Consider the following 23,699-nt stretch of genomic DNA (forward strand, 5'->3'; position numbering starts at 1 on the left):
AAAAGAAAAATGAAAAAATAATGCGTATATATATAATAGGAGGGTTATTATGGATGAACTATTTGAAAAAATGATTTATCGTGCATTGAATCAAAAAGCTACGGATATTCATATGTTATTAAAAAAAGATTTGAGAATTCAATTTCGTATTTTTGGTGAGTTAAAACTGTATGATATTTTAGAAAATGAAAAAGGGTATAAATTAATGAATTTTATTAAATATAAATCATTGATTCATACAAATTATCGTTTGATGCCACAAACTGGAAATATTTCTTTAAAAATGAATCAGAAAAAATATTTCTTAAGAGTTTCTTATTTACCGTCATTAGAATTTGAAAGTATTGTCATAAGAATTTTAAACAATCATGAATTACGTTCGATTCAAGAACTTACATATCAAAAAGAAATACAAGATTATCTTTATTGGCTATCGAAACAAAGTCATGGACTCTTTTTTATAAGTGGAGCTACAGGTTCGGGAAAATCAACAACTTTATATACTGTTTTAAAACAAATTCTTAATGACTCTCAAAAAAACATCATTACAATAGAAGATCCTATTGAAATCCATTTGGATGGTTGTTTACAGATTGAATTGAATGAACAGATTGGTATTACATATTATGATACGCTTAGACAAATCCTTAGACATGATCCAGATGTTATTATGATTGGTGAAATTAGAGATGAAGAAACAGCAAGAATTGCTTTGACTTGTGCTTTAACTGGACATCTTGTTTTAACAACTATCCATGCTAGTAATGCACCACTTTCTATTAAACGCTTTATGAATTTGGGTATTCACAAAACCGATATACTTGATGTTGTTGTAGGCATTATTTCACAGCGTATGAAATATGACGTGGCAAATAAAAAGGCATTTGTCATATCTGAACTCATGAAAAAAGAGGATATAGACAAATATCTAAATCATCAGGAGTTTTCTTATCTTTCTTTTCATAAAGCAGCTCATCAATTCATTGAAATGGGATTTCCATCTGAATTATTTGAAGAGGAATTTGTCTATGAATAAAGATTATTTGTTATTAAAAAATCTGTATGGTTTATTGGAAGCAGGTTATAGTATTGAAGAAGCTTTACGTTTATGTCAGCAAATGATTCATTACCATGTTATTGATGAAATGTTGGAGCAGTTAAATCACGGTGAATCAATAGAAAACATTTTATTGAATTCTTCTTTACCACATTTGTTCTGCGAATATTTTCGCTTTTTTCAAAATAAAAATTGTTTATCAGAAGCAATTAAAAAAAGCCTAGATATATGCATAATGAAAGAAGAATATCAAAATAAACTAAAATCAAAGTTAGCATACCCTTCTATATTGGTGACTTTTTTATTTCTTTTTTCACTATTTGTTGTGTTTATGCTGTTACCGAATGTCAATCAACTTTTTAGTTCTTTCCAAATCGAAAAATCATTTCTTATAGAGATTTTATTTGGCTTTTTTTATTTTATACCAAGTTTTATTATTGGTACTGTTTTTATAGCGTTATATCTTGTTTTAAGGCTGATTTATGCGTTAAAGCATAAATTATATAGAATTATTGAAATGTATCTTAAATGGCCGATATTTAAGCTGATTTTACAAAAATATTTTTCACTCAAATTTGCATTATACTTTCATGAATTATTAAGTGAAGATATTGACAGTACCAGTGTTATAAGCATTTTAAATGAACAGATGACGGATAGTGATTTAAAAATTATTTTGTATGAGATAAATAATCGATTGTATGGAGGTGAGAACTTAGAAGAAATATTGGAAGACTTTGAATATTTTGATGATTTATTTATGTCTTTTTTTCAGATGTATATGAAAAATCCACAACAAAGACATTCATTATCTTTTTATATTCAGATTACATATGAATATTTAGATTATTGTATAGAACGTTTTTTAAAATATCTGATTCCTATGATTTATGGCTTTGTGGCTTTGTTTGTCATTACAATTTATATAGCCATTATTATTCCTATGATGAATTCCATATCAAATATATAATAGAAAGGAAAGTAAATATGTTTAATAAAAAAGGGTTTACTTTAATTGAAATGATCTTCTGTATTAGTGTTATTTTAGTTATTCTACTTCTTGTTATTCCTAATGTAACATCTAAAAATACTGTTGTTAAAAATAAAGGGTGTGAAGCTCAAATTGAGGTTGTCAATTCACAAATTTTGTTATATGAAATTGAAAATGGTAAATTACCAACCAAGATCTCTGATTTAACAAGTGGCTCTGATCCATATTTAACAGAAAAGCAAGGTGTCTGTCCAAATGGAAAGAAAATATCTATCAAAAATGGGCAAGCCTATGTACGATAAATCAGGATTCACTATGATTGAAACATTATTTGTTCTCATGATTATGTGTATGTTATTTTGTTTGTCGTGGCGCATACATTTACCAGTCAAAAACGATCATACAAAGATTGAAGAAATAACACGTTTTTTATATCAGGCGAAATTGACAGCTATGAATCTAAAAACGCAAGTGACAGTGACTTTTGCATCTGATTTTATTCAATACGAATGGGAAGAATCCTCACAAACTTTTACTCTTGATTCAAATGATTCATTTGAATCACATCAGCTGACATTTAATGAAAATGGAAACATTCAAGGAGCAAAGACACTCACCTATTATTGTGGGAGTCAAGTTTATACACTTGTTTATCAGATTGGAAGTGGTAGTTTTTATGTTCAATAGAAAAGGAACTACTTTAATTGAAAGCTTGTTTGCTTTTGAAATTTTTATTTCAATTTTCATTCTCTTTATAAGTTTATTTTCAATATTATACAAAAAGGAAATAAAGATACATCAAGATTATCAATTATTGTTAAAAGAAGAAGGTGATTTTACATATTCACAAGATTACGTCAGTATCATCGAGATGGTTTTACTTTAATTGAAGTATTATTATCTCTTTCAATAACACTGATAATTATTTTCACTCTAACCAGTTTATTTAATCTTATACAATACGCTTATACTCATCATACTGCAAATAATGAAGATATTTATATTGCAGCCAAACAATGCAGTCAATATACCATTGGAACATCGTACATAGAAGTTGGAGAGGTATTTCGCTATTTAGATTTTGATGGAGAAGAGAACTCGCTTATTCTTGATAACAATAGATTAGTAAAAACGCCAGGATTTGAAATATTATTATTTCATGTTGATGATGTTTCTTTTTCTATTGAAAATGATTTGATATATATCCATTTAACAAGAGATCGTCAACGTTACTCTTTTCTATTGACATATGCGTTTACTTCTGAAAAAGAGGAAGGACAAGATGAAATCGTTACTAATGAATAGAAGGGGATCTATTCTTCAAATCGTATTAATTGTTTTTATGCTTTTAACATTAGCATTATCTATAACGAGTTTTTATATTCTTCAATCTGCCAGCCAGCTCCATTCTATTTCTTTGTTATTGAAACAAAAAAATTTAGAAATTTTCTTGGTAAAATATTATAGCGATACTGTTCAAAATGATATTTTACTAAGTGATGATTACAGTTTTAATGGTAATGAAGTGATATCAACCGTAGATGATTTAGGGAATTATTATGAAGTCACAACATTTGTTCAAACAAAACAGATGCAGTATTCTTTTTTAGTGTGGGTAGAAGTGGATACAGGAGCCATTTTAAAATTTGAATATGTATAGGAGGTTCTATTTTATGATTTATTATATTGTTTTTGGTATTTTGATTATTTGTTTTTTATTAACATGTTATTGTAATAAGGCAATGATAGATGAAAAAAAGAAACGCAATCTAAAAGTCATGATCTATATTTTACTTGCAATAGATTTTATCTTTATTCTTTTTTTCTAAAGCAATAGTACAATGCACTTTTTTATTTTACAATATCATTGAAATTTGCTATAATCTAGAAGACATATAGCAAAGGAGAGATATTTTTTATGGCAGTCAACATTAAAGAATTAAAACCAGGAAATGCATATACAGAAAATAATGATCTTTTTTTATGTATTTCTAATGATCAAAATAAACAAGGTAGATTATCAGGAAAATATATGGTAAAAAGAAAAAATATGAGAACAAGTGCTATTACTGAAGTTTCTTATAATCCTACTGCAAAAATTGATTTAGCGATGATTGAAAAAAGAAAAATGCAATATTTATATGATTCAGGAGATAGCTTTGTTTTCATGGATAATGAAACTTATGAACAAATTGAAATTCCTGCTAGTCGTCTTGAATGGGAAAAGAATTTCTTAAAACCTTCAGACGAAGTAGAAATAACAAGCTATGAAAGTGAAGTTTTAGGAATTCAATTACCAATTAATGTTGCTTTTAAAATTACTGAAACTGAACCAGCTGTAAAAGGTGATACAGCAACTGGAGCAACAAAAAATGCAACTATCGAAACTGGATATCAAATTAAAGTTCCTTTATTTATTAATGAAGGTGAAGTTGTTATTGTTAATACAGTTGATGGTAAATATCAAGGAAGAGCGTAAGCTCTTTTTTTCATAATTAAGTCTGTTTTATCATATAGTATATAGAAAAAAGGAGAATGAATATGAATAAACAGGCTTTTACATTTTTAACTTTATTTAGTCTTATTCTTGTGTTATCAATTTATTACATCATGTTACCACCAACCTCACAAAATGAAGTTGTTCAAAATGATATTTCTACTATTGAACAATTACAGAATCAGCTTGATAAAAAAAGAGAAGATATTATTACTAAAAACAATGAAATTATTGCAAAAGAATCAAGCACTTCTGAATCTATTAATGAAGCACTAGAAACTATAAGTGAAACAAAAAATGTGACTGAAAAAGAAAAATCAATTGTCACACAATTAGCGGAACTTGGTTATCAGGAAAGTTATGTAGAAATTGATAATCAGACTGTCAAAATAACAATTTTGAAAAAGGATGCAACACAAAGTGATGCTTCAAATGTCATTAAAGAAGTTCTTAATTTAGTAGGTGATTCATATCAGGTGGAAGTTAAATTTATTGATGAATAAAACTTGTATTTTTGTAACTTTTTATATACAATAGTAGTAAGAAGAGAGGTAATGTTATGGCACATAATGAATACTATACTTATACACAAGGACGTGTTAATGGAAAGATTTTGATGAATGTTCAAGTGTTTGATGAAATTACAAAGAGAACTGTCAATGAAATGAAAAATGTTTCTTTAGATACATCTAAGGGAATGCAGATTCCCGGTACAAAAAAAGTAGTAAACTGTTCAATAAAAGATAATGAAGTTTATATATGTATCCATGTTCGTATTAAATATGGTGTTAATATTTCATCAATAACAAAAGAAATTCAGGAGAAAATAGCAGTTGCTGTTAAACAAATGACTGATGTTGATGTACAACACATCAATATTGAAGTTGATAATATTGAGTTTGATTAAAGTAAGAAAATGATTTCTTACTTTTCTTTTATTTATTTTTATATATAATTGTGGTAAAATGTAATATATTTGAAAATTGTGGAGGCAACTTAATTATATGGAAAAAACACATAGAAAAATAGCGAGAGAACAAGCTACGATTTGTATTTATCAAAATTTATTAGTAGGAACTTCTCTTGATGAAATGCGTACTTATATATCAGAAAATGAAAAATTATCAACAAGTGAAGATTCGTTAAACTTTGCGTTGTGGTTAGTAGAAACAACATTACAGAATAAAGAATCTTATCAAAAATTATTAGAAAAACATTTAAAGAAAGGTTGGACTTTTGAACGTTTAAGCGTTATGGAAAGAGCCATCTTATTAATTGCGGCTTGTGAATTGTTGGAATCCGATCTTCCTAAAACAATTGTGATTAATGAAGCTGTTGTTAATGCTAAGAAGTTCTGTGATGATGAATCTTATAAATTCATTAATGGTATTTTAGGACATATTGCTTAATGGATGCAAAAAAATATATTAGTGTACATACATTAAATAAATATATAAAAGCAAGATTTGATCAGGATGCTTCTTTGCATAATGTCTATATTACTGGTGAAATTTCAAATTATAGACCACATCCTAGTGGTCATCTTTATTTCACTTTAAAAGATGATCATTCAAGAATTTCAGCAGTTATGTTTTCTTCGGCAGCAAAAAAACTTCAATTTCAATTGGAAAATGGAATGAAAGTGTATATACGAGCCCGTGTTTCGGTTTATGAAGTCACTGGTGAATATCAGTTATATGTACAATCAATTGAACAGGATGGCCTAGGAAAGTTATATCTAGCATTTGAAGATTTGAAAAAGAAATTAGCAAAAGAAGGCTTATTTGATGAAAAGTATAAAAAGCCTATACCTCGTTTTCCTAAATCTATTGCTATTTTAGCAGCTAAAAGTGGAGATGCTGTTCATGATTTTATTGAAATTGCACATTCACGTTTCCCTTTTGTAAGATTGATTTTTTTCCCAATTCCAGTCCAAGGGAAAAATGCATATTTAAAAATTATCGAAACTTTACAAAATGTAGATCGCATTGGTTTTGATTTGATTGTGATAACACGTGGTGGTGGTACAATTGAGAATTTGTGGAACTTTAACGAAGAAGCTTTAGCCCGTGTTATTTTTCAATGCCAGACACCTATTATTAGTGCCGTTGGACATGAATTAGATTTTACAATATGCGATTTTGTCAGTGATCTGCGTTGTCCAACTCCAACAGCAGCAGCTGTAAGTGCTACACCAGATCAGGAAGAATTAAAAAAACATCTGAATGGATTAACACAACAATTGGTGCATGATATGAACCACTATCTTCAAAATTGTCAACAAACATTAAATAGATTAAAAAATTCTTATTTTTTAACAACACCAGAAGCTCTTTATTCACAAGAGATATTACGTTTAACCCATTTACAAGATCAGTTCTCTTATCAGTTTAAGTTATTAAATATGAAAATTGAACAACAGCTTTTACATCATCAAAAACAGTTAAAGCAAAAAATGGATCAAAATATACAAAAACAAAACTATAAAATTCAACAATTGATTATCCAACTTGATGCTTTAAGCCCTTTAAAAGTTATGCAGAGAGGTTATACTTTAATAAAGAAGGATAATCAACTTATAAAATCTCAAAATGATGTAAAAACAGACGATCTTATTGATATACAATTTTATGATGGTATGAGAAAAGCACAAATAAAGTAGGTGAGAAAATGGAAGCAATGACATATGAAGAAGCTATAAAGCGTTTAGAAGAAATTGTAAGTTTACTTGAAAATAATGAAATTGCATTAGAAGATAGCATAGCTTTATTTCAAGAAGGTATTACTCTTTCCAAATATTGTGATGAAAAACTAAAAAATATTCAAGAAAAAGTTGCACAAATATATGAAGATGGAAAGCTCAAAGAATTTAAGAATGGGGAATAATACAATGGATACAATGAAAGAAGAAATTAATCAACGTTTAGCGGAATTATGTGAACCATTGAAAGATGGAAGAGTCAAGGATGCAATGTTATATTCATTATTGGCACCTGGTAAACGTTTGCGTCCAATTTTATTTTTAACAGTGTTAAGAGCTTATCAATTTGATTACCATCAATATTTAGATGTTGCATGTGCAATTGAAATGATTCATACTTATTCACTTATTCATGATGATTTACCTGGTATGGATAATGATGATTTAAGAAGAGGAAGAAAAACGTGTCATAAAGAATTTGATGAAGCTACAGCTATTTTGGCTGGTGACGCTTTATTAAATTTAGGAGTTAATATCATATTACAAACAACCTCACTTGATGATTCTTTAAAAGTTCAACTAACTAATCTTTTGTATCAGGCAAGTGGAATTAATGGGATGATTTATGGTCAACAGCAAGATCTTTATTTTGAAAATCGAAAAGCTGATTTATCTCAATTAGAAGATATCCATAAACACAAAACAGGAGAGTTAATTTCAGTTAGCATGCAAATAGCTGCCTGTATCGCAAAAAAAAGTGATCTTGATGCGTGGAAACAACTTGGTTTTGACTTAGGTTTAGCATTTCAAATTCAGGATGATATTTTAGATGTTACAGGGACGACTGAAGAGTTAGGAAAAAAGGTTGGAAGTGATTTGGAAAATCATAAATCTACTTATGTAAGCTTGATAGGAGTCGAAGCTTCACAGAAAAAAATCGAAGAATTATTCCAAAAATGTTATGAAAAAATTTATGCAATGCAAATTAATCATGGATTGATTTTAGAATTGTTTATAAAAATTTTGAAAAGGGTGAGTTAAATGAAACTTGAGCAAATCAAGAATCCTCAATTTTTAAAACAATTAAATATTGAAGAACTAGAAGAACTGGCTGATCAAATCAGGTCATTTATTATTCATCATGTATCTGAAACAGGTGGACATTTTTCTAGTAATTTGGGGGTTGTTGAATTAACAATTGCTTTACACTATATTTTTGATTCACCATTAGATAAAATCATTTTTGATGTTGGACATCAATCTTATGTTCATAAAATATTGACAGGACGAGCTGCACAATTTTCAACACTTAGACAATATAATGGTTTGAGTGGCTTTCAAAAGAAAAAAGAAAGTATTCATGATGTATGGGAAGCTGGTCATTCATCAACAGCATTATCAGCGGCTATTGGAATGGCCATTGCTAGAGATTTAAATCACGAACAAGGTGAAATGATATGTGTTGTAGGTGATGCTGCACTTATGAGTGGGGAATCATTTGAGGCACTTAATTATATTGGATCTGTTGATTCTAAAGTGATTATTATTCTTAATGATAATAATATGTCTATTTCTAGAAATGTTGGTGGCTTAAGTAATTTCTTTTCTGATATTCGCATGTCTACACAATACAAAAACGCTCGTAATAATTACATTTCTTTTTTAAGTAAATCAAATTTAGGAAAAAAAGTTTATAAAATAACAAAAAAAGTGAAGGATCAAATAAAAAACAATGTTATTAATGATAATATTTTTGGTGAATTTGGTTTAGATTATATAGGACCTATTAACGGTCATGATTTTCATGATCTTTTTAATGCTTTGAGTTTGGCATCTGAAATGGATCATAGTGTTGTTGTTCATGTCCATACTGTAAAAGGAAAAGGATACCCTCTTGCTGAAAATGATTATTATGGAGTTTATCATGGTGTTGCTCCATTTGACTATCGTGAAGGTATTCGTTCAAAAGAAAGTTCCATTATTAGCTGGAGTGAAGTTGTGGCAAGACATATTGAAAAATGGATGTATGAAGACCAGGACATTGTAACAATTACACCAGCAATGATATCAGGAAGCTGTCTGCGTCATATTTTTGATACTTTTCCTGATCGTGCTTTTGATGTAGGCATTGCTGAAGAACATGCTATGACTTTTGCTGCTGGACTTTCAAATGCTCAAAAGAAACCATTTATTACTATTTATTCTTCTTTTTTACAACGTGCATATGATCAGATCAACCATGATATTGCAAGAATGCAATTACCATGTCTCATAGGCGTGGATCGTAGTGGACTTGTTGGTGCAGATGGTGAAACTCATCATGGCGTTTTTGATATGAGTATTCTTTCATCTATTCCAAATCTTGTTATTATGACACCTAAAGATGCTATTGAAATGAAAATGATGATAAATACTGTTTTTCGTCACTTTCAACATCCTTATATTCTCAGATTTCCAAAGGGGAATATTGAAGATAAAGATATTTCTTTAGATAAGGAGATAAGTATAGGATCATGGGAAAAGATTATCTTTGATTCACAGAATGCTTTAACTATTGTTACTTATGATGTAAAAGTTGATCGTGTTGCTCATTGGCTTATGACAGAACAATTGCCAGTTAATTTAATTAATGCACGTTTTATTAAACCTATGGATGAAAATATTCTTGATGAACTGTCTCAAACACATCAACATATACTTGTTTATGAAACTGATTTGATGATTGGGTCGTTAGGTGCATCTATTGCTCATTATTATTCAAGAAAGAAAATGCCTATGACTATTGATTATATAGGAATTGATGACCATTACACACCTCAAGGAGATTTAGACACATTATTCAAAATAGAACATATACATTTAGATGATTTAAAACAAAAAGTAAAGGAGATACTTGATGAAGAAGGAAAGAGTTGATATTCTTTGTGTAGAACAGGGATTATTTGATTCTCGTGAAAAGGCAAAGCGAGCTATAATGGCGGGAATCGTTCGTGATGATTATGACTATATTGATAAACCAGGTACTAAAATACCAGTTGATTCACATTTGTATATCAAAGGTGAAAAATTACCCTATGTATCACGTGGTGGATTAAAGCTTGAAAAAGCTATTCAAATTTTTAATTTAGATTTAAATCATCTATTAATGCTTGATATTGGTTCTTCTACTGGAGGATTTACAGATTGTGCTTTACAACATGGTGCTAGAGAGGTTTATGCTTTAGATGTTGGAACAAATCAGTTAGTCTGGAAATTAAGAAATGATCCTCGTGTTCACGTTTTAGAACAAACAAACTTTCGATATGCTACAATGGATTTATTTCAATATGGTCAACCGGATTTTGCGAGTATTGATGTTTCGTTTATTTCGTTAAAACATATATTTCCTGCTTTATCTCAGATTTTAAAAAAGGATTCATATTGTGTGGCTTTAATTAAACCACAATTTGAAGCTGGCAGAGAAGATGTTGGGAAACATGGAATAGTTTCACAACCTGAAATTCATCAAAGAGTCATTCAAGAAGTTATTACATATGCTCGTGAACAAGGATTTTCTTTACAGGGACTGACTTACTCGCCAATTACTGGAGGAGAAGGGAATATTGAGTTTTTAGGATGCTTTATTCATCGTCAGAATGTAGATAAAGATATAGATATTTATAAAGTTGTCGAAGAAGCACACAGCCATTTTAAAGGGTAGGTGAAATACATGTTAAAAAGTTTATATGTTTCATCATTTGTTATTATTGATAAAATGAAAATTGATTTTCAAGAAGGAATGAGCGTTATTACTGGAGAAACAGGAGCTGGAAAATCTATTGTGATTGATGCTATTGGACAATTATGTGGTAACCGCTCTTCTGCTTCATTTGTCAAAAAAGGATGTTCAGAAGCTATCATTGAAGGTGTTTTTGATGTGACTGTGACACCTCAACTAGAAGCTATATGTCAGCAATTACATATAGAAGCTGATGACGAATTTATTATTACAAAAAATATTCAAAGTAATGGTAAGAGTCAAGTTAAAATCAATTATCAATCATCTACTCATAATGCTTTGAAGTTATTAATGCCTTATTTGATTGATATTCATTCTCAATTTGAAACACAAAAACTTTTTGCTCAAAAAAACCATATCCTTTTATTGGATGAATATGCAAAAGATGAGCTACAAGATCTTTTCTTAGATTATCAAACTCAATTTCAACAATATAAAGATATACAACAACATTTGAATCAAACTATTCAAGAAGATATGTCAGATGAACAGCTTGATTTTTTAAAAAGCCAATTAAAAGAAATTGAAGAAGTCAGTTATACAGATGATGAAATAGATCATTTTGAAGAAGAATTAAAAATATTACAAAATTATGAGAAAATGAATGAAAGTATTCAAAATTTTGAACAACTTATGAATAATGGTCAAGGTGTTTTACCAAAATTAAAAGAGGCTACTTATGAAATTCAATCATTATCTTCTTACCAAGAGTTTGAGGAACCTGTAGAAAGTATACAAAATCTTTATTATAACTTATTAGATATTACAGAAAATATACTGGATACATATCGTTCTTTTCATTTTGATGAATATCGTTTTAATGAACTTCAAGATATTTTATTTAAAGTCAATAGATTAAAAAGAAAATATGGTTTTACAATGCAAAATATTCAGGAATATCATGATGAATTAATACAAAAAATTCAAACTATTGAAAATAGAGAAGAATATATTTTACAGCTTCAAAATAAGCTTCAGCAACAAGAAAAGAAAACAAAAGATATCGCAATGCAAATGCATCATATACGTAAAAAATATGCTAAAAAATTTGAAGCTGATATTCATCAAGAACTCCAAGACTTATATTTAGATAAAGCTATTTTTAAAGTTCAAATAAAAGAATCTCAAATGCTTCAACCACTTGGATGTACTGATATACAATTTATGATTTCTATCAATCAGGGACAAGATTTAAGCCTTTTAAATGAAACAGCGAGTGGGGGAGAAATTTCACGTATAATGTTAGCAATAAAAACAACAATTTTAGAATATAACAGTATTGATACTATTATTTTTGATGAAATTGACACTGGTGTCAGTGGAAAAGTTGCGACGAAAATTGGTGAAAAAATGAAAAAAACAGCTTTAAAAAAACAGGTTATTTGTATTACTCATTTACCTCAGGTTGCAGCTTTGGCAGATTATCATTATTGTATTGAAAAAAAATCAACTGATGATGAAACTATAACTTCTATTCATCTTCTAGATTCTAACCAAAAAATTATAGAAATTGCAAAAATGTTATCTGGTGAAACTATGACTCAAGAAGCTATAGCAAATGCAAAAAAATTATTAGATGCATAAAATAAAGCATATATGCCAAAATAAAATGTAATCAATTTGATTACAAGGAGGTGTATATGCTTTGCTTTTTAAAAAGTTGAGTATATCACTCATCACTGTCGTTTCATTAGTATTCCCATCCTTTCAAGTCTATGCAGCAGATGTTATTCTAGGTGGTCAATCAATAGGTATCGAGCTTGATTATGAAGGTGTTATGATTACTGGAACTTATGATATTTCTATTGACAATCGTCCCTATAATCCAGCAAGTGATGGCTATCAGTCTGGTGATTTAATTATGCAAGTGAATCAGCAGAATGTAGAATCTATTTCAGAGTTAATGGAATCTGTTAAGAACAGTGTAGAAAAGAATCAAAAAATTATGTTAACCTTAAAACGTCAGAATAAGACCATAAAAAAAGAATTGAAATTTCAAAAAAAAGATGATCAATTTACGACTGGACTTTATGTTCAGGATGGTTTAACTGGCATAGGTACGATGACGTATTATAACCCTGAAACACATCACTTTGGAGCATTAGGACATATGATGTATGATACTTCATTATCAAGTGATACAACGATTAAAAATGGAACAGTTTATAATTCGTATGTTAAAAAAATAAACCCTTCTCAAAATGGAAATCCAGGTGAAAAAATTGCTGAAATCGGTTCTATTGAAATAGGAAGATTGTATGAAAATAATAATTATGGTATTTATGGCCAATATACAAATCTTTCTGATCAACTTCAAACAATTTCAACAGCTTCTATGGATGAGATTGAATTGGGAGAAGCTTATTTTTTAACTGTTCTCAATGGTCACGAAGTCAGTCGTTGTTCAATTCGTATCACTGATTTAAAGAAACAAAACGAACCAGATGTAAAGGGTATAACTTTCGAAATAACAGATGATGAAGTTCTGTCATTAACAAATGGTATTGTTCAAGGAATGAGTGGCTCACCTATCATTCAAAACAATAAACTCATTGGATGTGTAACACATGTTGACATAAACAATGTTCATCAAGGTTATGGATTATATATTGATTGGATGCTTAAAAACGACAAATAGAAAGAGAATCCTGCTAGATTCTCTTTTTCTTATTTCAACATGATTAGACTTTTTAACAAACTTTATGTCGAAAAAAGCAGTGAAAATTTTGACGAATAGATATAAATTCATTTTTTCACATTTATTTTTTGTATAAAGACTAGGAATATGAATTTGACACATATATAATAAATTTGCTGATGAGAAGAAATCGAAAGGGAAAATTGGAAATTATGAAAACATTTATTGCTATCGAACAACCAGAGTTATTGGAAAATATAAAATATAATTTAGAAAAAACAAATAAAATGACTGTTGTTGGAACGGCACAAAATGGTATTGATTGTTTAAATTTCTTTAATCAAAGAACTTGTGATTTATTAATTATTGATCTAATGTTATCTGAAATTGATGGCATTGGAGTTTTAAAAAAACTAAAAGAAATGAATAAACAATCTTTTCAAAAAGTTATCTGTATTACCCAATTTACAAATCAGACAATTTGCAATATGTTAGAAGAACTTGGTGTCACTTATTGCTTTAAATATCCTTTTGATATTCAACACTTTATTCAATCAACACTTTATATTACTGCATCTGAATTTCAAAAAACAGATTTAATGGATCAGGATGAATCTGAAAAATATAAAAAAGTGAAGATTGAAAATGAAATCACAGAAATTTTACATGAAGTTGGAATTCCTGCTCATATTAAAGGTTATATGTACTTAAGAACAGCTATTTTAACAACATATTATAATATTGAAATTCTTGGTCAGGTTACAAAAGTTTTATATCCAGATATAGCAAGAATGTATAATACAACTTCATCTCGTGTAGAAAGAGCTATTAGACATGCTATTGAAGTTGCATGGAACAGGGGGAATACAGATGCTATTGATGATATATTTGGTTACACTGTTTCGGCAGTTAAAGCGAAACCAACAAATTCAGAATTTATTGCAATGATTGCTGATAAATTAAGATTAGCACATAAAACTGATCATGTAAAAAAAGAAAGTCTTTATAATTATAAAAACTATATGTTAAAATAGTTATGAAAGTTGAGGTGATTTCTTTGCAAATTATTTTTCATATTGATTTGAATGCATTTTTTGCAAGTGCTGAAATCTCTCAAAATCCTGATTTAGAAGGAAAACCTATTGTTGTCTGTCGTGAGTCACGTCGCAGCATTATTACAACTGCCTCTTACGAAGCAAGAAAATATGGAATTCATTCAGCAATGCCTTTATTTCAAGCAAAAGAACTATGTCCACAATTGATTACTGTTCCGCCTCATTTTCAACTATATAAAACTCTATCTCAACAATTTTTTGAGCTTATCTCATCTTTTTCAAAAAAACTTGAAGTCGCAAGTATTGATGAGTGCTATGTTGATATGACAGAATATATTCAACATCAGCATATCCATCCATATCAGGCCGCTAAAGACATTCAAAATCATGTTTTTAAAACTTTAAAATTACAATGTTCTATTGGTGTTGCGCCTAATAAATTTCTTGCTAAAATGGCCAGTGATATGAAAAAACCAATGGGGATAACCATGATTACAAATCGTAATTTTAAAGAAAAACTTTGGCATTTACCTGTAGGGGATATGTATGGAATTGGGAAAAAGACTGTTCCAAAATTACAGCAAATGGGAATTTATACTATTGGTGATTTGGCAAAATATGAAAACTATGAAAAAATAAGAACTATTTTTCAAAAGAATACATTTATTGTTTATCAAAGAGCTAATGGCAAAGATTTCTCTAAAATCAATTATGAGAAGAATGAGTTAAAATCAGTTGGAAATTCAACGACTTTTGAAAATGATAGTCATGATGAAGAATTCATTAAATCCGTTTTTCATTCTTTGTCACAGGAAGTTTCAAATCGTGCCAAAAAAAGAGATCTTGTATCTAATTCTATTTCTATTACACTTAAATATACACGAGAAAAATCAAAGACAAAACAAACTATTATTGATCAATATACAAATGATTTTGATATCATTTATGCGACAGCTTTATTATTATTTGAAAGTATTTATAGTGGTGAAAATTTACGTCTTGTTGGTGTCAGTTTAAATAATGTTGTTCATGTTCAAGATTTAAATATACAGTTATCTTTATTTGGTAAACAAGGGAATCATCTATCTCATCATTCTCAAACCGATCAGTTTATTCATCAATTTAATGAACACTTCCCTGATATGAAAGTTATGAAAGCATCCTCACTTATTGAAGATGATGAAATTCAAAAAAAGTATCTCAAAAATAATGAATAATTTAAAAGAACGCTCATATGCTTTACAGAGGTGATAACATGAGTGTTTTTTTACAGCGTTTTATTCAAAATAAAAAATATATACTTATTGCAATTGGGATTACTGGATTAATAGGCTTTTTATTTGGATTTTATCAGTATACGCATACACAGGAACCTATACAAAAGTTTTTCCATTATTTATTTTATTTAAATATTGAAAGTTATACAAATCATTACCAATTATATATTATTCAAAGTGGATTATTGATTTTTATTTGTACATATTTAAGTACGAGTTATGTAGGACAATTAGGTTTGTTATTTATAACTTTTTTAAAAGGATTACAAATATCATTTTCTCTACAATATGTTTTATCTGTTGTTCAAATGAATGTAATTATGGTTATTTTAATGTTATGTGAAATTTTTTTTGAAATCATCATAGTTTCAATTATTGTTTATATTGGCCTATATATATCTAGTTATGTGACATTAGTTAATTTTTATATCGAACAGAATTTTAATATCAAAAGTATTTTAAATTATCGACTTAATTTTATTATTGCCTCATTGATTGTACTCACATGTTCATTAGCTTTTCGATTATATATTGTTCCTTTATTTTAGAAGTGACTTTAGTAGTTTTTTTTGATAAAAATTGTTATAATAGCAATGGTGATGTATTTTGAAATGTAAAGATGCTATGTTGGAATATCGAGAGTATATGATTGTTGAAAAAAATTATAGTCAGCATACTGTTCATGCATACCAAAGAGATATTAAACATTTTTTGGATTATGTTTTTAAGATATATGAAATTCAATATATCGAGGATGTAAACAAGGATCATGTATATTCATACTTAAAAACAATGCGTCAAAAATTAAGTGATGCGACTATTGATCGTCATATGATATCTTTAAGACAGTTTTATCAATTTCTCATTAAAGAAAAAATTGTTTCTCAAAATATAATGAGTTCTTTTGAAATGCCAAAGCGTAAAAAATATCTGCCACAGGTTTTAAGTGAAGAAGAAATGTTTCAATTATTAAATTCTATTGTTGTAAAAGATGCCATTTCATCACGAAATCGTTGTATGGTAGAAGTTTTATATGGATGTGGTTTGCGTGTGAGTGAAATGTGTTCATTAACTTTGCAAAGTGTGAATATTCAAAAAGGATTTGTTAGATGTGTTGGAAAAGGAAATAAAGAAAGAATTATTCCAATGAATAAAAGTTGTGGACTTCTACTCAAAGAATATATTGAAAAGTATCGTGATGAACTTTGCAAAAAAGGAACAACACCTTATCTTTTTTTAACTCAAAATGGAAAAGTAATGACGAGAGATGATTTTTATCATATTCTTGAACATTTAGTGAAAAATAGTGGTTTAATGAAACATATAAGTCCTCATACTTTACGCCATACTTTTGCGACACATTTATTAGAACATGATGCTGATTTACGTTCAATTCAGGAAATGCTAGGGCATAGTGATATTTCAACAACAACTATCTATACACATGTATCACAAAATAAAGCAATTGAGGATTATCGTCAATTACATCCTAGAATGCAAGAAAGGAACAAGAAAAATGGAAAAATATAAACGTGTATTTTTAATAGTGTTAGATTCATTAGGTATAGGAGATGCACATGATGCTGCACAATTTGATGATGTTGGCGCAAATACTTTAGGTCATATCTGCGAAAAAGTAGGGGGGCTAGATGTTCCTTGTTTAGAAGGAATGGGCTTAGGAAATATTGGTCAATTTCAAGGTATTCATGCTTTAAAAAATCAATTAGCTTATACTGCAAGACTTGAAGAAGTTTCCAATGGTAAAGATACAATGACTGGACATTGGGAAATGATGGGATTACATATTACCAAACCTTTTAAAACATTCACTGAAACAGGATTTCCAAAAGAATTCATTGATCTATTTGAAGAAAAAACAGGTCGTAAATGTGTTGGAAATTATGCTGAAAGTGGCACAAAAATACTTGATGACTGGGGTGAACATCAGATAAAAACTGGTGATTGGATTGTTTATACATCAGCAGATTCAGTATTTCAAATTGCTGCTAATGAAGAAATTATACCTCTTGAAGAATTATATAAAGCGTGTGAAATTGCTAGAGAAATTGCAATGGATGACAGATGGAAAGTTGGACGCATCATTGCCAGACCATTTGTTGGTAAAAAGAAAGGTGAATTCGTAAGAACAGCTAATCGTCATGATTTAGCGTTAAAACCATTTGGTAAAACTGTTTTAGATAGTCTTAAAGAAAATCAGGTTGAAGTCATTGGAATTGGTAAAATACCAGATATATTTGTTGATCAAGGTATTACACGTAAAGTCAAAACTGTTTCTAATCATGATGGTATGGAAAAAACAATAGAAATTGCGAAAGAAGATTTTCGTGGATTAGCTTTCTTAAATTTAGTAGATTTTGATGCTGTTTATGGACATAGAAGAAATCCTGAAGGATATGGACAAGCTATTGTTGAATTTGATCATCAGTTAGAAGAATTATTATATTGTTTAAATAGTGATGATTTGTTAATGATTACTGCTGATCATGGAAATGATCCAACATACAAAGGAACAGATCATACACGCGAAAATGTTCCACTTATCATTTATAGCAAGTCTTTACAAATGCCTAAACATTTAGGACTGTTAAAAAGTTATGCAGTCATTGGAGCAACCATTGCAGATAATTTTGATGTTGAAAACCCTGGTATAGGATCATCTATATTAAATCAAATCATCTAGGAGAAATTTATTATGAATTCACAGGATACTAGACATGGCATTATGATAACTTTAGGAGGTACTCTTATTGGTGCTTTGTTATATATTTTTGCTTTGTCTTTAGATAATCATTTTGTTATCATAACAAATTATATCATCGCAATGATATTGTATACTTGTTCTTTTTTAGCTGCATTTCAACAGTATAAAAAAATGGCTTCTCATCTCATGATATATATTCTTATATTGATTATCATAGTTTTGGCTATAAGTACATATTCTTTTGTTTCAATATTCTTATAAAATTCACATAATATATATTATACGAAGTTGTATATACTTTTAAAAAGTCTTATTACTGATTTATAAGACTTTTTATTATGTTTAAATATGACTCCCCTGCATCCCTGCATATTTATGAGCAAATTCCCATTTATCTTTATTTATATTGACATAGATATTCTATATCTAAATAATACATTGATTTTTTGGATTTTTCTTCATAAAATTTTTACAAAATCAATCATAATAAATGGAATTATTAAATCCGTTTACAATTTATCTTATATCTATTATAACACGATATATTTGTTTTCCATTGTTTTTGTATTATTGATAATTGAAAATCAGTATTTTTTTATAAAAAAAGAAGCATTTTAGCTTCTTCATTAGTATACTTCATTAATATATTTATTAGATTCCATTCTATCTTTTTGAAGCGTATTGCTCATCATTGTAATGATATATTTACTTTCACAGTTTAAATTTACAGTCATATCACATTCAAGAATTAACTTTTTAGAAGATTTCTTAAAATATGACAACATTTGTAAAAGATTATTTTGATTGAAATAGATGGCTTCACTTATATAAATACTTTCATCATCTTCATGATATATAAAATAGCCTAAATCTTCAAATATAAGGATTTGATCATTGAAACTTTCACATCTTTTTCTTAAAAGTTGCCAGTATTCATGACTACGAATACGATATTCATCAAAATGACTAACAAATTGATGATAATATTTTTCTAACAAATCATATTGCTGACTTATTTTCAAATCAGAATAATTTTCCAACATATTTTTATCAATCTCAATAACCTGATGATAATGTGATGCATGAAATCCAAAAGGTCGATAAATTTCAGGATGATAAGCTTGCAGATAAATCGTTTTATTTGTGTATTTACTCAAAACAAAATATAGAAGTTGCTTCATTAAGCCTTGTTTTTGAAAATATGGATGTGTACACACACCTAATATAAAATAACATTCTTCTGGCTTCTTATTTTTCATAATAGACATTGGAACGATTTGTAAAGCAGATAAAATACGATTATCATTTTTAAGTACAAAAGTATTTTCTTTATGATAAAGCTCTTGAAAATAATAGTTTGTTGATTCTTCTGTTTCATCTTCGAAACATTGTAGCCATAGTTTTTTAATATCTTCTAAATTATGATCATTTGCTTTTTCAATTATTGTCTGATTTTCATAAATACGATATTTATGAATCATCTTAACAGGGTGTAATGATTGCTTTGATCGTCTTAAATTTTCTAGACCCATATCTTCTTCCCTATTTACCCATTTTTCATTTTGAAAATGATGTTCTAATAGTTCTTTTAATATAGCAGGATATAATCCTCTAATATCTTTATTTGCTTTTTCAACGTGTATTTGAATAGTAGAATGATTAAGTTTTGAAGCAATAATAAAAGCTTCTAATTGGTTATGGATAAAAATTCCTCCAATATGAAATGGTAAAAGATGCTTTGAGGAAAGCAATGACATGATTCCTCTAACTTCACTTGTCATTGATTCACTTAAATTATCCTTTTCCCCTTCCCATCTATTTAGACAAGTAAAAATGATATCGAAATCTTTGACTATATCCAAATCACGATATTCATAATCAGGATAAGCTTTAAGAAAAGCATTGTAATGATTACGTCTTTTTTGCATTTTCTTACCAGCTAAAGTTTGAAGCATATCTTTATCATAGATATAATCATCATTAAATGGTGTCCTTTCAAAAAGGAATTGATGCGAATAATCATTTTTTTGAAGTGTTGAAACAAAACTTTCAATAGCACAATCAATCATAAAAGGAAAACCATGTTGATGGCTATATTTAATCATGTAATCTAAAGCTTCCTGATAAAATTCGGGTGTCGTAAAAGGCATGGCCCAAAAATAAATGTTTTTATAATGATGCAGCATAATAAGAAAGTTATCATGTATTTCATATTGTATATGATACTCATGATTCCACATCATCATTGTGACAAAATTGGAGTTATATCCTTCATAATTGGCTTTTTCTAAATACGGTTGAATAATTGCATAATCTTCTAATTTTAATTGTTTCATGATTGTTGAGAAAGCAGCATATGAATAAACTGTTTTGCTGTTCTTCCTGAAAAACCTCCATTTCTTATTTCCCACTGTAATGCTAATTCATGTAGTTGTTCAGTTGGCATTGTTAAATGATAAGTCTTAGCTAATGCATCAATAATATCTAAATAATGTTGTTTATCTGGATGAATATACATGATTTGAACACCAAATCGAGATACTAAAGATAATTTTTCCTGCATAGCATCGTTATTATTAATTTCCTGATCATGATTACGATCATTCCATGTTTCTTTGATTAAATGTCTACGATTACTTGTTGCATAAATTAAAATATTATCAGGTTTCTTTTCAAGACCACCTTCAATAACGGCTTTTAAATATTTATATTCAACTTCAAATTCTTCAAAAGATAAATCATCCATAAAAATGATAAAACGATAATTTCTATTTTGTAATTCATTAATAATTTGAGGCAATGATATAAATTGATGTTTATAGACTTCAACCATTCTTAAACCTTGTTTATAATAACGATTCAATAAAGCTTTAATACTACTTGACTTTCCTGTCCCACTATCGCCATAAAGTAAAACATTGTTGGCTTTTTGACCATTTAAAAATGCTTCAGTATTTGCTATTAAGCGTTCTTTTTGACTTTCATAACCAATTAATTGTTCAAGTGTATTATTGCCAATATGATCAATTGGTATAATTTGATTATTCAAATATCGAAAGGCTTTATTTAATCCATATTTTCCAACACCATACTGATAATAATGATTATATAATATTTGATAAAACTCTTCCACTGATGTGCTTTGAGAAAGCTGAGTTTGTAAATTTGTTAATACATCAAAAATTTCTTGATTGATAATCGTAGAACTGTTTTGAAAGTCAAAAAATAAATCTTTATATAAAGAATCAAGATAAGAAAAATCATAATGATAAAGATTGTAAATGATTTCAAAATCATGACAAACTACTTTTTTTAAAGAAACAGAAATGTCTTTTTTTCTTTCTAATGCCAATGTGAATGTATTTTCATGATAAGCTAATAAATGCGTTAATAGACTTTGGAATAATTGTCCATGTAATTCATATTTTTCAGCTAAAACAAGAAGACTAGCAATAAATTCTGATTCATCAATAGATGCATCATCATCCATAAAAGATAAACATTTTAAAACAATATCATCCTGAGATATATTTTTATAGACTATAAGCTGATCGTTAATCATAAATTAAACTCCTTTCTGTAAAAAAAGACGATAAAATCGTCTTTTTGTTAATTTTTAAAACTGTGGATAGGAGCAGGAATACGTCCACCTCTATCAATAAATTCATCACATGAGAATGGATTGACAGGCATGATAGGTGCATATCCCAATAAACCACCAAATTCTACTTTTTCACCAACATCTTTACCTATAACAGGAATAATACGTACTGCAGTTGTTTTTTGATTAATCATACCAATAGCCATTTCATCTGCAATAATTCCAGAAATTGTTTTTGCTGATGTTTTCCCTGGAATCGCAATCATATCTAAACCAACTGAACATACGCATGTCATAGCCTCTAATTTTTCCAATGTTAAGGCACCAGCTTCAACAGCATCAATCATACCTTGATCTTCACTGACAGGGATAAACGCTCCAGAAAGTCCACCAACATATGAAGATGCCATAACACCACCTTTTTTAACCTGATCATTTAAAATAGCTAGAGCAGCTGTTGTTCCAGGAGCCCCTACTCTTTCTAAGCCCATTTCTGTTAAACAGTCGGCAATACTATCACCAACTGCCGGTGTTGGGGCTAATGATAAATCAATAATTCCAAAAGGAATATTTAAAGCTGCAGAAGCTTCTCTAGCGACTAATTGTCCGACACGTGTAATTTTAAAAGCAGTTTTTTTAACAATTTCGCATAATTCTCCAAAATCTTTTCCTTTAGCTGTTTGAATTGCTTTTCTTACAACACCAGGACCACTGACACCCACATTAATAATAGCATCAGCTTCACTGACTCCATGAAAAGCTCCAGCCATAAAAGGATTATCATCAGGTGCATTACAAAAGACAACAAATTTTGCACACCCAATAGAATCTTGTTCTTTTGTTAATTCAGCAGTTTCTTTGATGATTTCCCCTATTAATTTAACTGCATCCATATTAATTCCCGTTTTTGTAGATCCTACGTTTACTGAACTACATACCAATTCAGTTTCTTTCATAGCTTGAGGAATAGATTGAATTAATAATTTTTCAGCAGGTGTCATTCCCTTAGAAACAATCGCACTGTAACCACCGATAAAATTCACACCAACTTTTTTAGCACAACGATCTAAAGTTTTAGCGATTTTGACAAAATCATCTGTTGATTGACATACAGATGCACCAATAAGACCAATTGGAGTTACAGAAATTCTTTTATTAACAATAGGAATCCCATATTTTTTTTCAATATTTTCTCCAGTTTCAACTAAATGTTCAGCAACACTTGTAATTTTATGATAAATATTTTGACATAAAGTATCTATATTAGCATCAATACAATCAAGTAAACTAATCCCAATTGTAATAGTGCGGACATCTAAGTTTTCCTGTTCAATCATCTTATTTGTTTCATTAACTTCAAATAAATTTATCATGATTTTCCT

General features: G+C 28.8%; 27 protein-coding genes. 24 read left to right on the top strand and 3 right to left on the bottom strand.

The features are described 5' to 3' along the window. The first annotated feature begins 49 nt into the window (after nucleotides 1-49). The 24 genes from E0K96_RS00655 to E0K96_RS00770 all read left to right on the top strand — a co-directional run bounded on the left by E0K96_RS00655 (nucleotide 50) and on the right by E0K96_RS00770 (nucleotide 18,977). Nucleotides 50-1,036: an ATPase, T2SS/T4P/T4SS family gene (locus E0K96_RS00655; protein WP_168080407.1), complete on the top strand. Its 987-nt coding sequence runs from the start codon at nucleotides 50-52 to the stop codon at nucleotides 1,034-1,036. Beyond that, nucleotides 1,029-2,027, top strand: coding sequence for a type II secretion system F family protein (locus E0K96_RS00660; protein WP_168080409.1), 999 nt, complete (start codon nucleotides 1,029-1,031; stop codon nucleotides 2,025-2,027). Before E0K96_RS00655 ends, E0K96_RS00660 begins: the two co-directional genes overlap by 8 nt. Nucleotides 2,028-2,044: 17 nt before the next feature. Then, nucleotides 2,045-2,350: a competence type IV pilus major pilin ComGC gene (gene comGC, locus E0K96_RS00665; protein WP_087244041.1), complete on the top strand. Its 306-nt coding sequence runs from the start codon at nucleotides 2,045-2,047 to the stop codon at nucleotides 2,348-2,350. Further along, entirely contained in the window at nucleotides 2,304-2,735 is a 432-nt protein-coding gene (gene comGD / locus E0K96_RS00670; protein ID WP_087244040.1) for a competence type IV pilus minor pilin ComGD, read from the top strand. The genes comGC and comGD overlap by 47 nt, the downstream gene beginning before the upstream one ends. Before the next feature lie 153 nt (nucleotides 2,736-2,888). Next, nucleotides 2,889-3,353 (top strand): competence type IV pilus minor pilin ComGF, encoded by a 465-nt coding sequence (locus E0K96_RS12295; RefSeq protein WP_087304190.1) that lies wholly within the window; start codon nucleotides 2,889-2,891, stop codon nucleotides 3,351-3,353. Continuing rightward, nucleotides 3,346-3,708 carry a hypothetical protein gene (locus tag E0K96_RS00680; protein WP_087304189.1) on the top strand — a complete coding sequence of 121 codons (363 nt, stop codon included), beginning with the start codon at nucleotides 3,346-3,348 and terminating at the stop codon, nucleotides 3,706-3,708. The genes E0K96_RS12295 and E0K96_RS00680 overlap by 8 nt, the downstream gene beginning before the upstream one ends. A gap of 13 nt (nucleotides 3,709-3,721) precedes the next feature. Continuing rightward, nucleotides 3,722-3,877 (top strand): hypothetical protein, encoded by a 156-nt coding sequence (locus tag E0K96_RS00685; protein WP_168080411.1) that lies wholly within the window; start codon nucleotides 3,722-3,724, stop codon nucleotides 3,875-3,877. Between the two features lie 89 nt (nucleotides 3,878-3,966). Further along, nucleotides 3,967-4,527 (top strand): elongation factor P, encoded by a 561-nt coding sequence (gene efp / locus E0K96_RS00690; RefSeq protein WP_168080413.1) that lies wholly within the window; start codon nucleotides 3,967-3,969, stop codon nucleotides 4,525-4,527. A gap of 62 nt (nucleotides 4,528-4,589) precedes the next feature. After that, nucleotides 4,590-5,048 carry a SpoIIIAH-like family protein gene (locus E0K96_RS00695; protein ID WP_168080415.1) on the top strand — a complete coding sequence of 153 codons (459 nt, stop codon included), beginning with the start codon at nucleotides 4,590-4,592 and terminating at the stop codon, nucleotides 5,046-5,048. A gap of 56 nt (nucleotides 5,049-5,104) precedes the next feature. Beyond that, on the top strand, nucleotides 5,105-5,452 hold the full coding sequence (locus E0K96_RS00700) for an Asp23/Gls24 family envelope stress response protein (RefSeq protein WP_087244034.1): 348 nt from the start codon (nucleotides 5,105-5,107) through the stop codon (nucleotides 5,450-5,452). A 97-nt stretch (nucleotides 5,453-5,549) separates the two neighbouring features. Then, nucleotides 5,550-5,954: a transcription antitermination factor NusB gene (gene nusB / locus E0K96_RS00705; RefSeq protein ID WP_168080417.1), complete on the top strand. Its 405-nt coding sequence runs from the start codon at nucleotides 5,550-5,552 to the stop codon at nucleotides 5,952-5,954. Continuing rightward, complete coding sequence (xseA, locus tag E0K96_RS00710; protein WP_168080419.1) at nucleotides 5,954-7,207, top strand: exodeoxyribonuclease VII large subunit; 1,254 nt, start codon at nucleotides 5,954-5,956, stop codon at nucleotides 7,205-7,207. The genes nusB and xseA overlap by 1 nt, the downstream gene beginning before the upstream one ends. A gap of 8 nt (nucleotides 7,208-7,215) precedes the next feature. Next, nucleotides 7,216-7,431 (top strand): exodeoxyribonuclease VII small subunit, encoded by a 216-nt coding sequence (xseB, locus tag E0K96_RS00715; RefSeq protein WP_087244031.1) that lies wholly within the window; start codon nucleotides 7,216-7,218, stop codon nucleotides 7,429-7,431. Nucleotides 7,432-7,435: 4 nt separating this feature from the next. Further along, the gene (locus tag E0K96_RS00720; protein WP_168080421.1) at nucleotides 7,436-8,287 is read left to right on the top strand and encodes a polyprenyl synthetase family protein; all 852 of its coding nucleotides are present in this window, start codon (nucleotides 7,436-7,438) and stop codon (nucleotides 8,285-8,287) included. Next, nucleotides 8,288-10,162, top strand: coding sequence for a 1-deoxy-D-xylulose-5-phosphate synthase (gene dxs, locus E0K96_RS00725; RefSeq protein ID WP_168080423.1), 1,875 nt, complete (start codon nucleotides 8,288-8,290; stop codon nucleotides 10,160-10,162). After that, a complete protein-coding gene (locus tag E0K96_RS00730) occupies nucleotides 10,143-10,946 on the top strand; it encodes a TlyA family RNA methyltransferase (protein ID WP_168080425.1) in 804 nt (267 codons plus the stop codon). Before dxs ends, E0K96_RS00730 begins: the two co-directional genes overlap by 20 nt. A gap of 9 nt (nucleotides 10,947-10,955) precedes the next feature. After that, nucleotides 10,956-12,608 (top strand): DNA repair protein RecN, encoded by a 1,653-nt coding sequence (gene recN / locus E0K96_RS00735; RefSeq protein ID WP_168080427.1) that lies wholly within the window; start codon nucleotides 10,956-10,958, stop codon nucleotides 12,606-12,608. Nucleotides 12,609-12,669: 61 nt separating this feature from the next. Next, nucleotides 12,670-13,662, top strand: coding sequence for a SpoIVB peptidase S55 domain-containing protein (locus E0K96_RS00740; RefSeq protein ID WP_168080429.1), 993 nt, complete (start codon nucleotides 12,670-12,672; stop codon nucleotides 13,660-13,662). Between the two features lie 212 nt (nucleotides 13,663-13,874). Next, a complete protein-coding gene (spo0A, locus tag E0K96_RS00745; RefSeq protein ID WP_087244092.1) occupies nucleotides 13,875-14,696 on the top strand; it encodes a sporulation transcription factor Spo0A in 822 nt (273 codons plus the stop codon). Nucleotides 14,697-14,710: 14 nt separating this feature from the next. Beyond that, on the top strand, nucleotides 14,711-15,934 hold the full coding sequence (gene dinB / locus E0K96_RS00750; protein WP_370519843.1) for a DNA polymerase IV: 1,224 nt from the start codon (nucleotides 14,711-14,713) through the stop codon (nucleotides 15,932-15,934). Between the two features lie 38 nt (nucleotides 15,935-15,972). After that, nucleotides 15,973-16,542 (top strand): hypothetical protein, encoded by a 570-nt coding sequence (locus E0K96_RS00755; RefSeq protein WP_168080433.1) that lies wholly within the window; start codon nucleotides 15,973-15,975, stop codon nucleotides 16,540-16,542. Nucleotides 16,543-16,600: 58 nt separating this feature from the next. Then, the gene (locus E0K96_RS00760) at nucleotides 16,601-17,524 is read left to right on the top strand and encodes a tyrosine recombinase (protein WP_087296578.1); all 924 of its coding nucleotides are present in this window, start codon (nucleotides 16,601-16,603) and stop codon (nucleotides 17,522-17,524) included. Continuing rightward, nucleotides 17,511-18,695: a phosphopentomutase gene (locus E0K96_RS00765; RefSeq protein WP_168080435.1), complete on the top strand. Its 1,185-nt coding sequence runs from the start codon at nucleotides 17,511-17,513 to the stop codon at nucleotides 18,693-18,695. Before E0K96_RS00760 ends, E0K96_RS00765 begins: the two co-directional genes overlap by 14 nt. 12 nt (nucleotides 18,696-18,707) lie before the next feature. Then, nucleotides 18,708-18,977 carry a hypothetical protein gene (locus tag E0K96_RS00770; RefSeq protein ID WP_168080437.1) on the top strand — a complete coding sequence of 90 codons (270 nt, stop codon included), beginning with the start codon at nucleotides 18,708-18,710 and terminating at the stop codon, nucleotides 18,975-18,977. 365 nt (nucleotides 18,978-19,342) lie between these two features. Here E0K96_RS00770 and E0K96_RS00775 read toward each other — a convergent pair whose 3' ends face one another. The 3 genes from E0K96_RS00775 to E0K96_RS00785 are packed head-to-tail and all read right to left on the bottom strand — an operon-like array spanning nucleotide 19,343 to nucleotide 23,690. Next, a complete protein-coding gene (locus tag E0K96_RS00775) occupies nucleotides 19,343-21,052 on the bottom strand; it encodes a GNAT family N-acetyltransferase (protein ID WP_087936380.1) in 1,710 nt (569 codons plus the stop codon). After that, nucleotides 21,049-22,278 carry an ATP-binding protein gene (locus E0K96_RS00780; RefSeq protein WP_168080439.1) on the bottom strand — a complete coding sequence of 410 codons (1,230 nt, stop codon included), beginning with the start codon at nucleotides 22,276-22,278 and terminating at the stop codon, nucleotides 21,049-21,051. Before E0K96_RS00780 ends, E0K96_RS00775 begins: the two co-directional genes overlap by 4 nt. A 47-nt stretch (nucleotides 22,279-22,325) precedes the next feature. Then, nucleotides 22,326-23,690: a PFL family protein gene (locus E0K96_RS00785; RefSeq protein ID WP_087244018.1), complete on the bottom strand. Its 1,365-nt coding sequence runs from the start codon at nucleotides 23,688-23,690 to the stop codon at nucleotides 22,326-22,328. Between the last annotated feature and the right edge of the window lie 9 nt (nucleotides 23,691-23,699).

The sequence above is a fragment of the Massilimicrobiota sp. SW1139 genome (assembly GCF_012027715.1).
Lineage (GTDB): Bacteria > Bacillota_I > Bacilli_A > Erysipelotrichales > Coprobacillaceae > Allocoprobacillus > Allocoprobacillus merdigallinarum.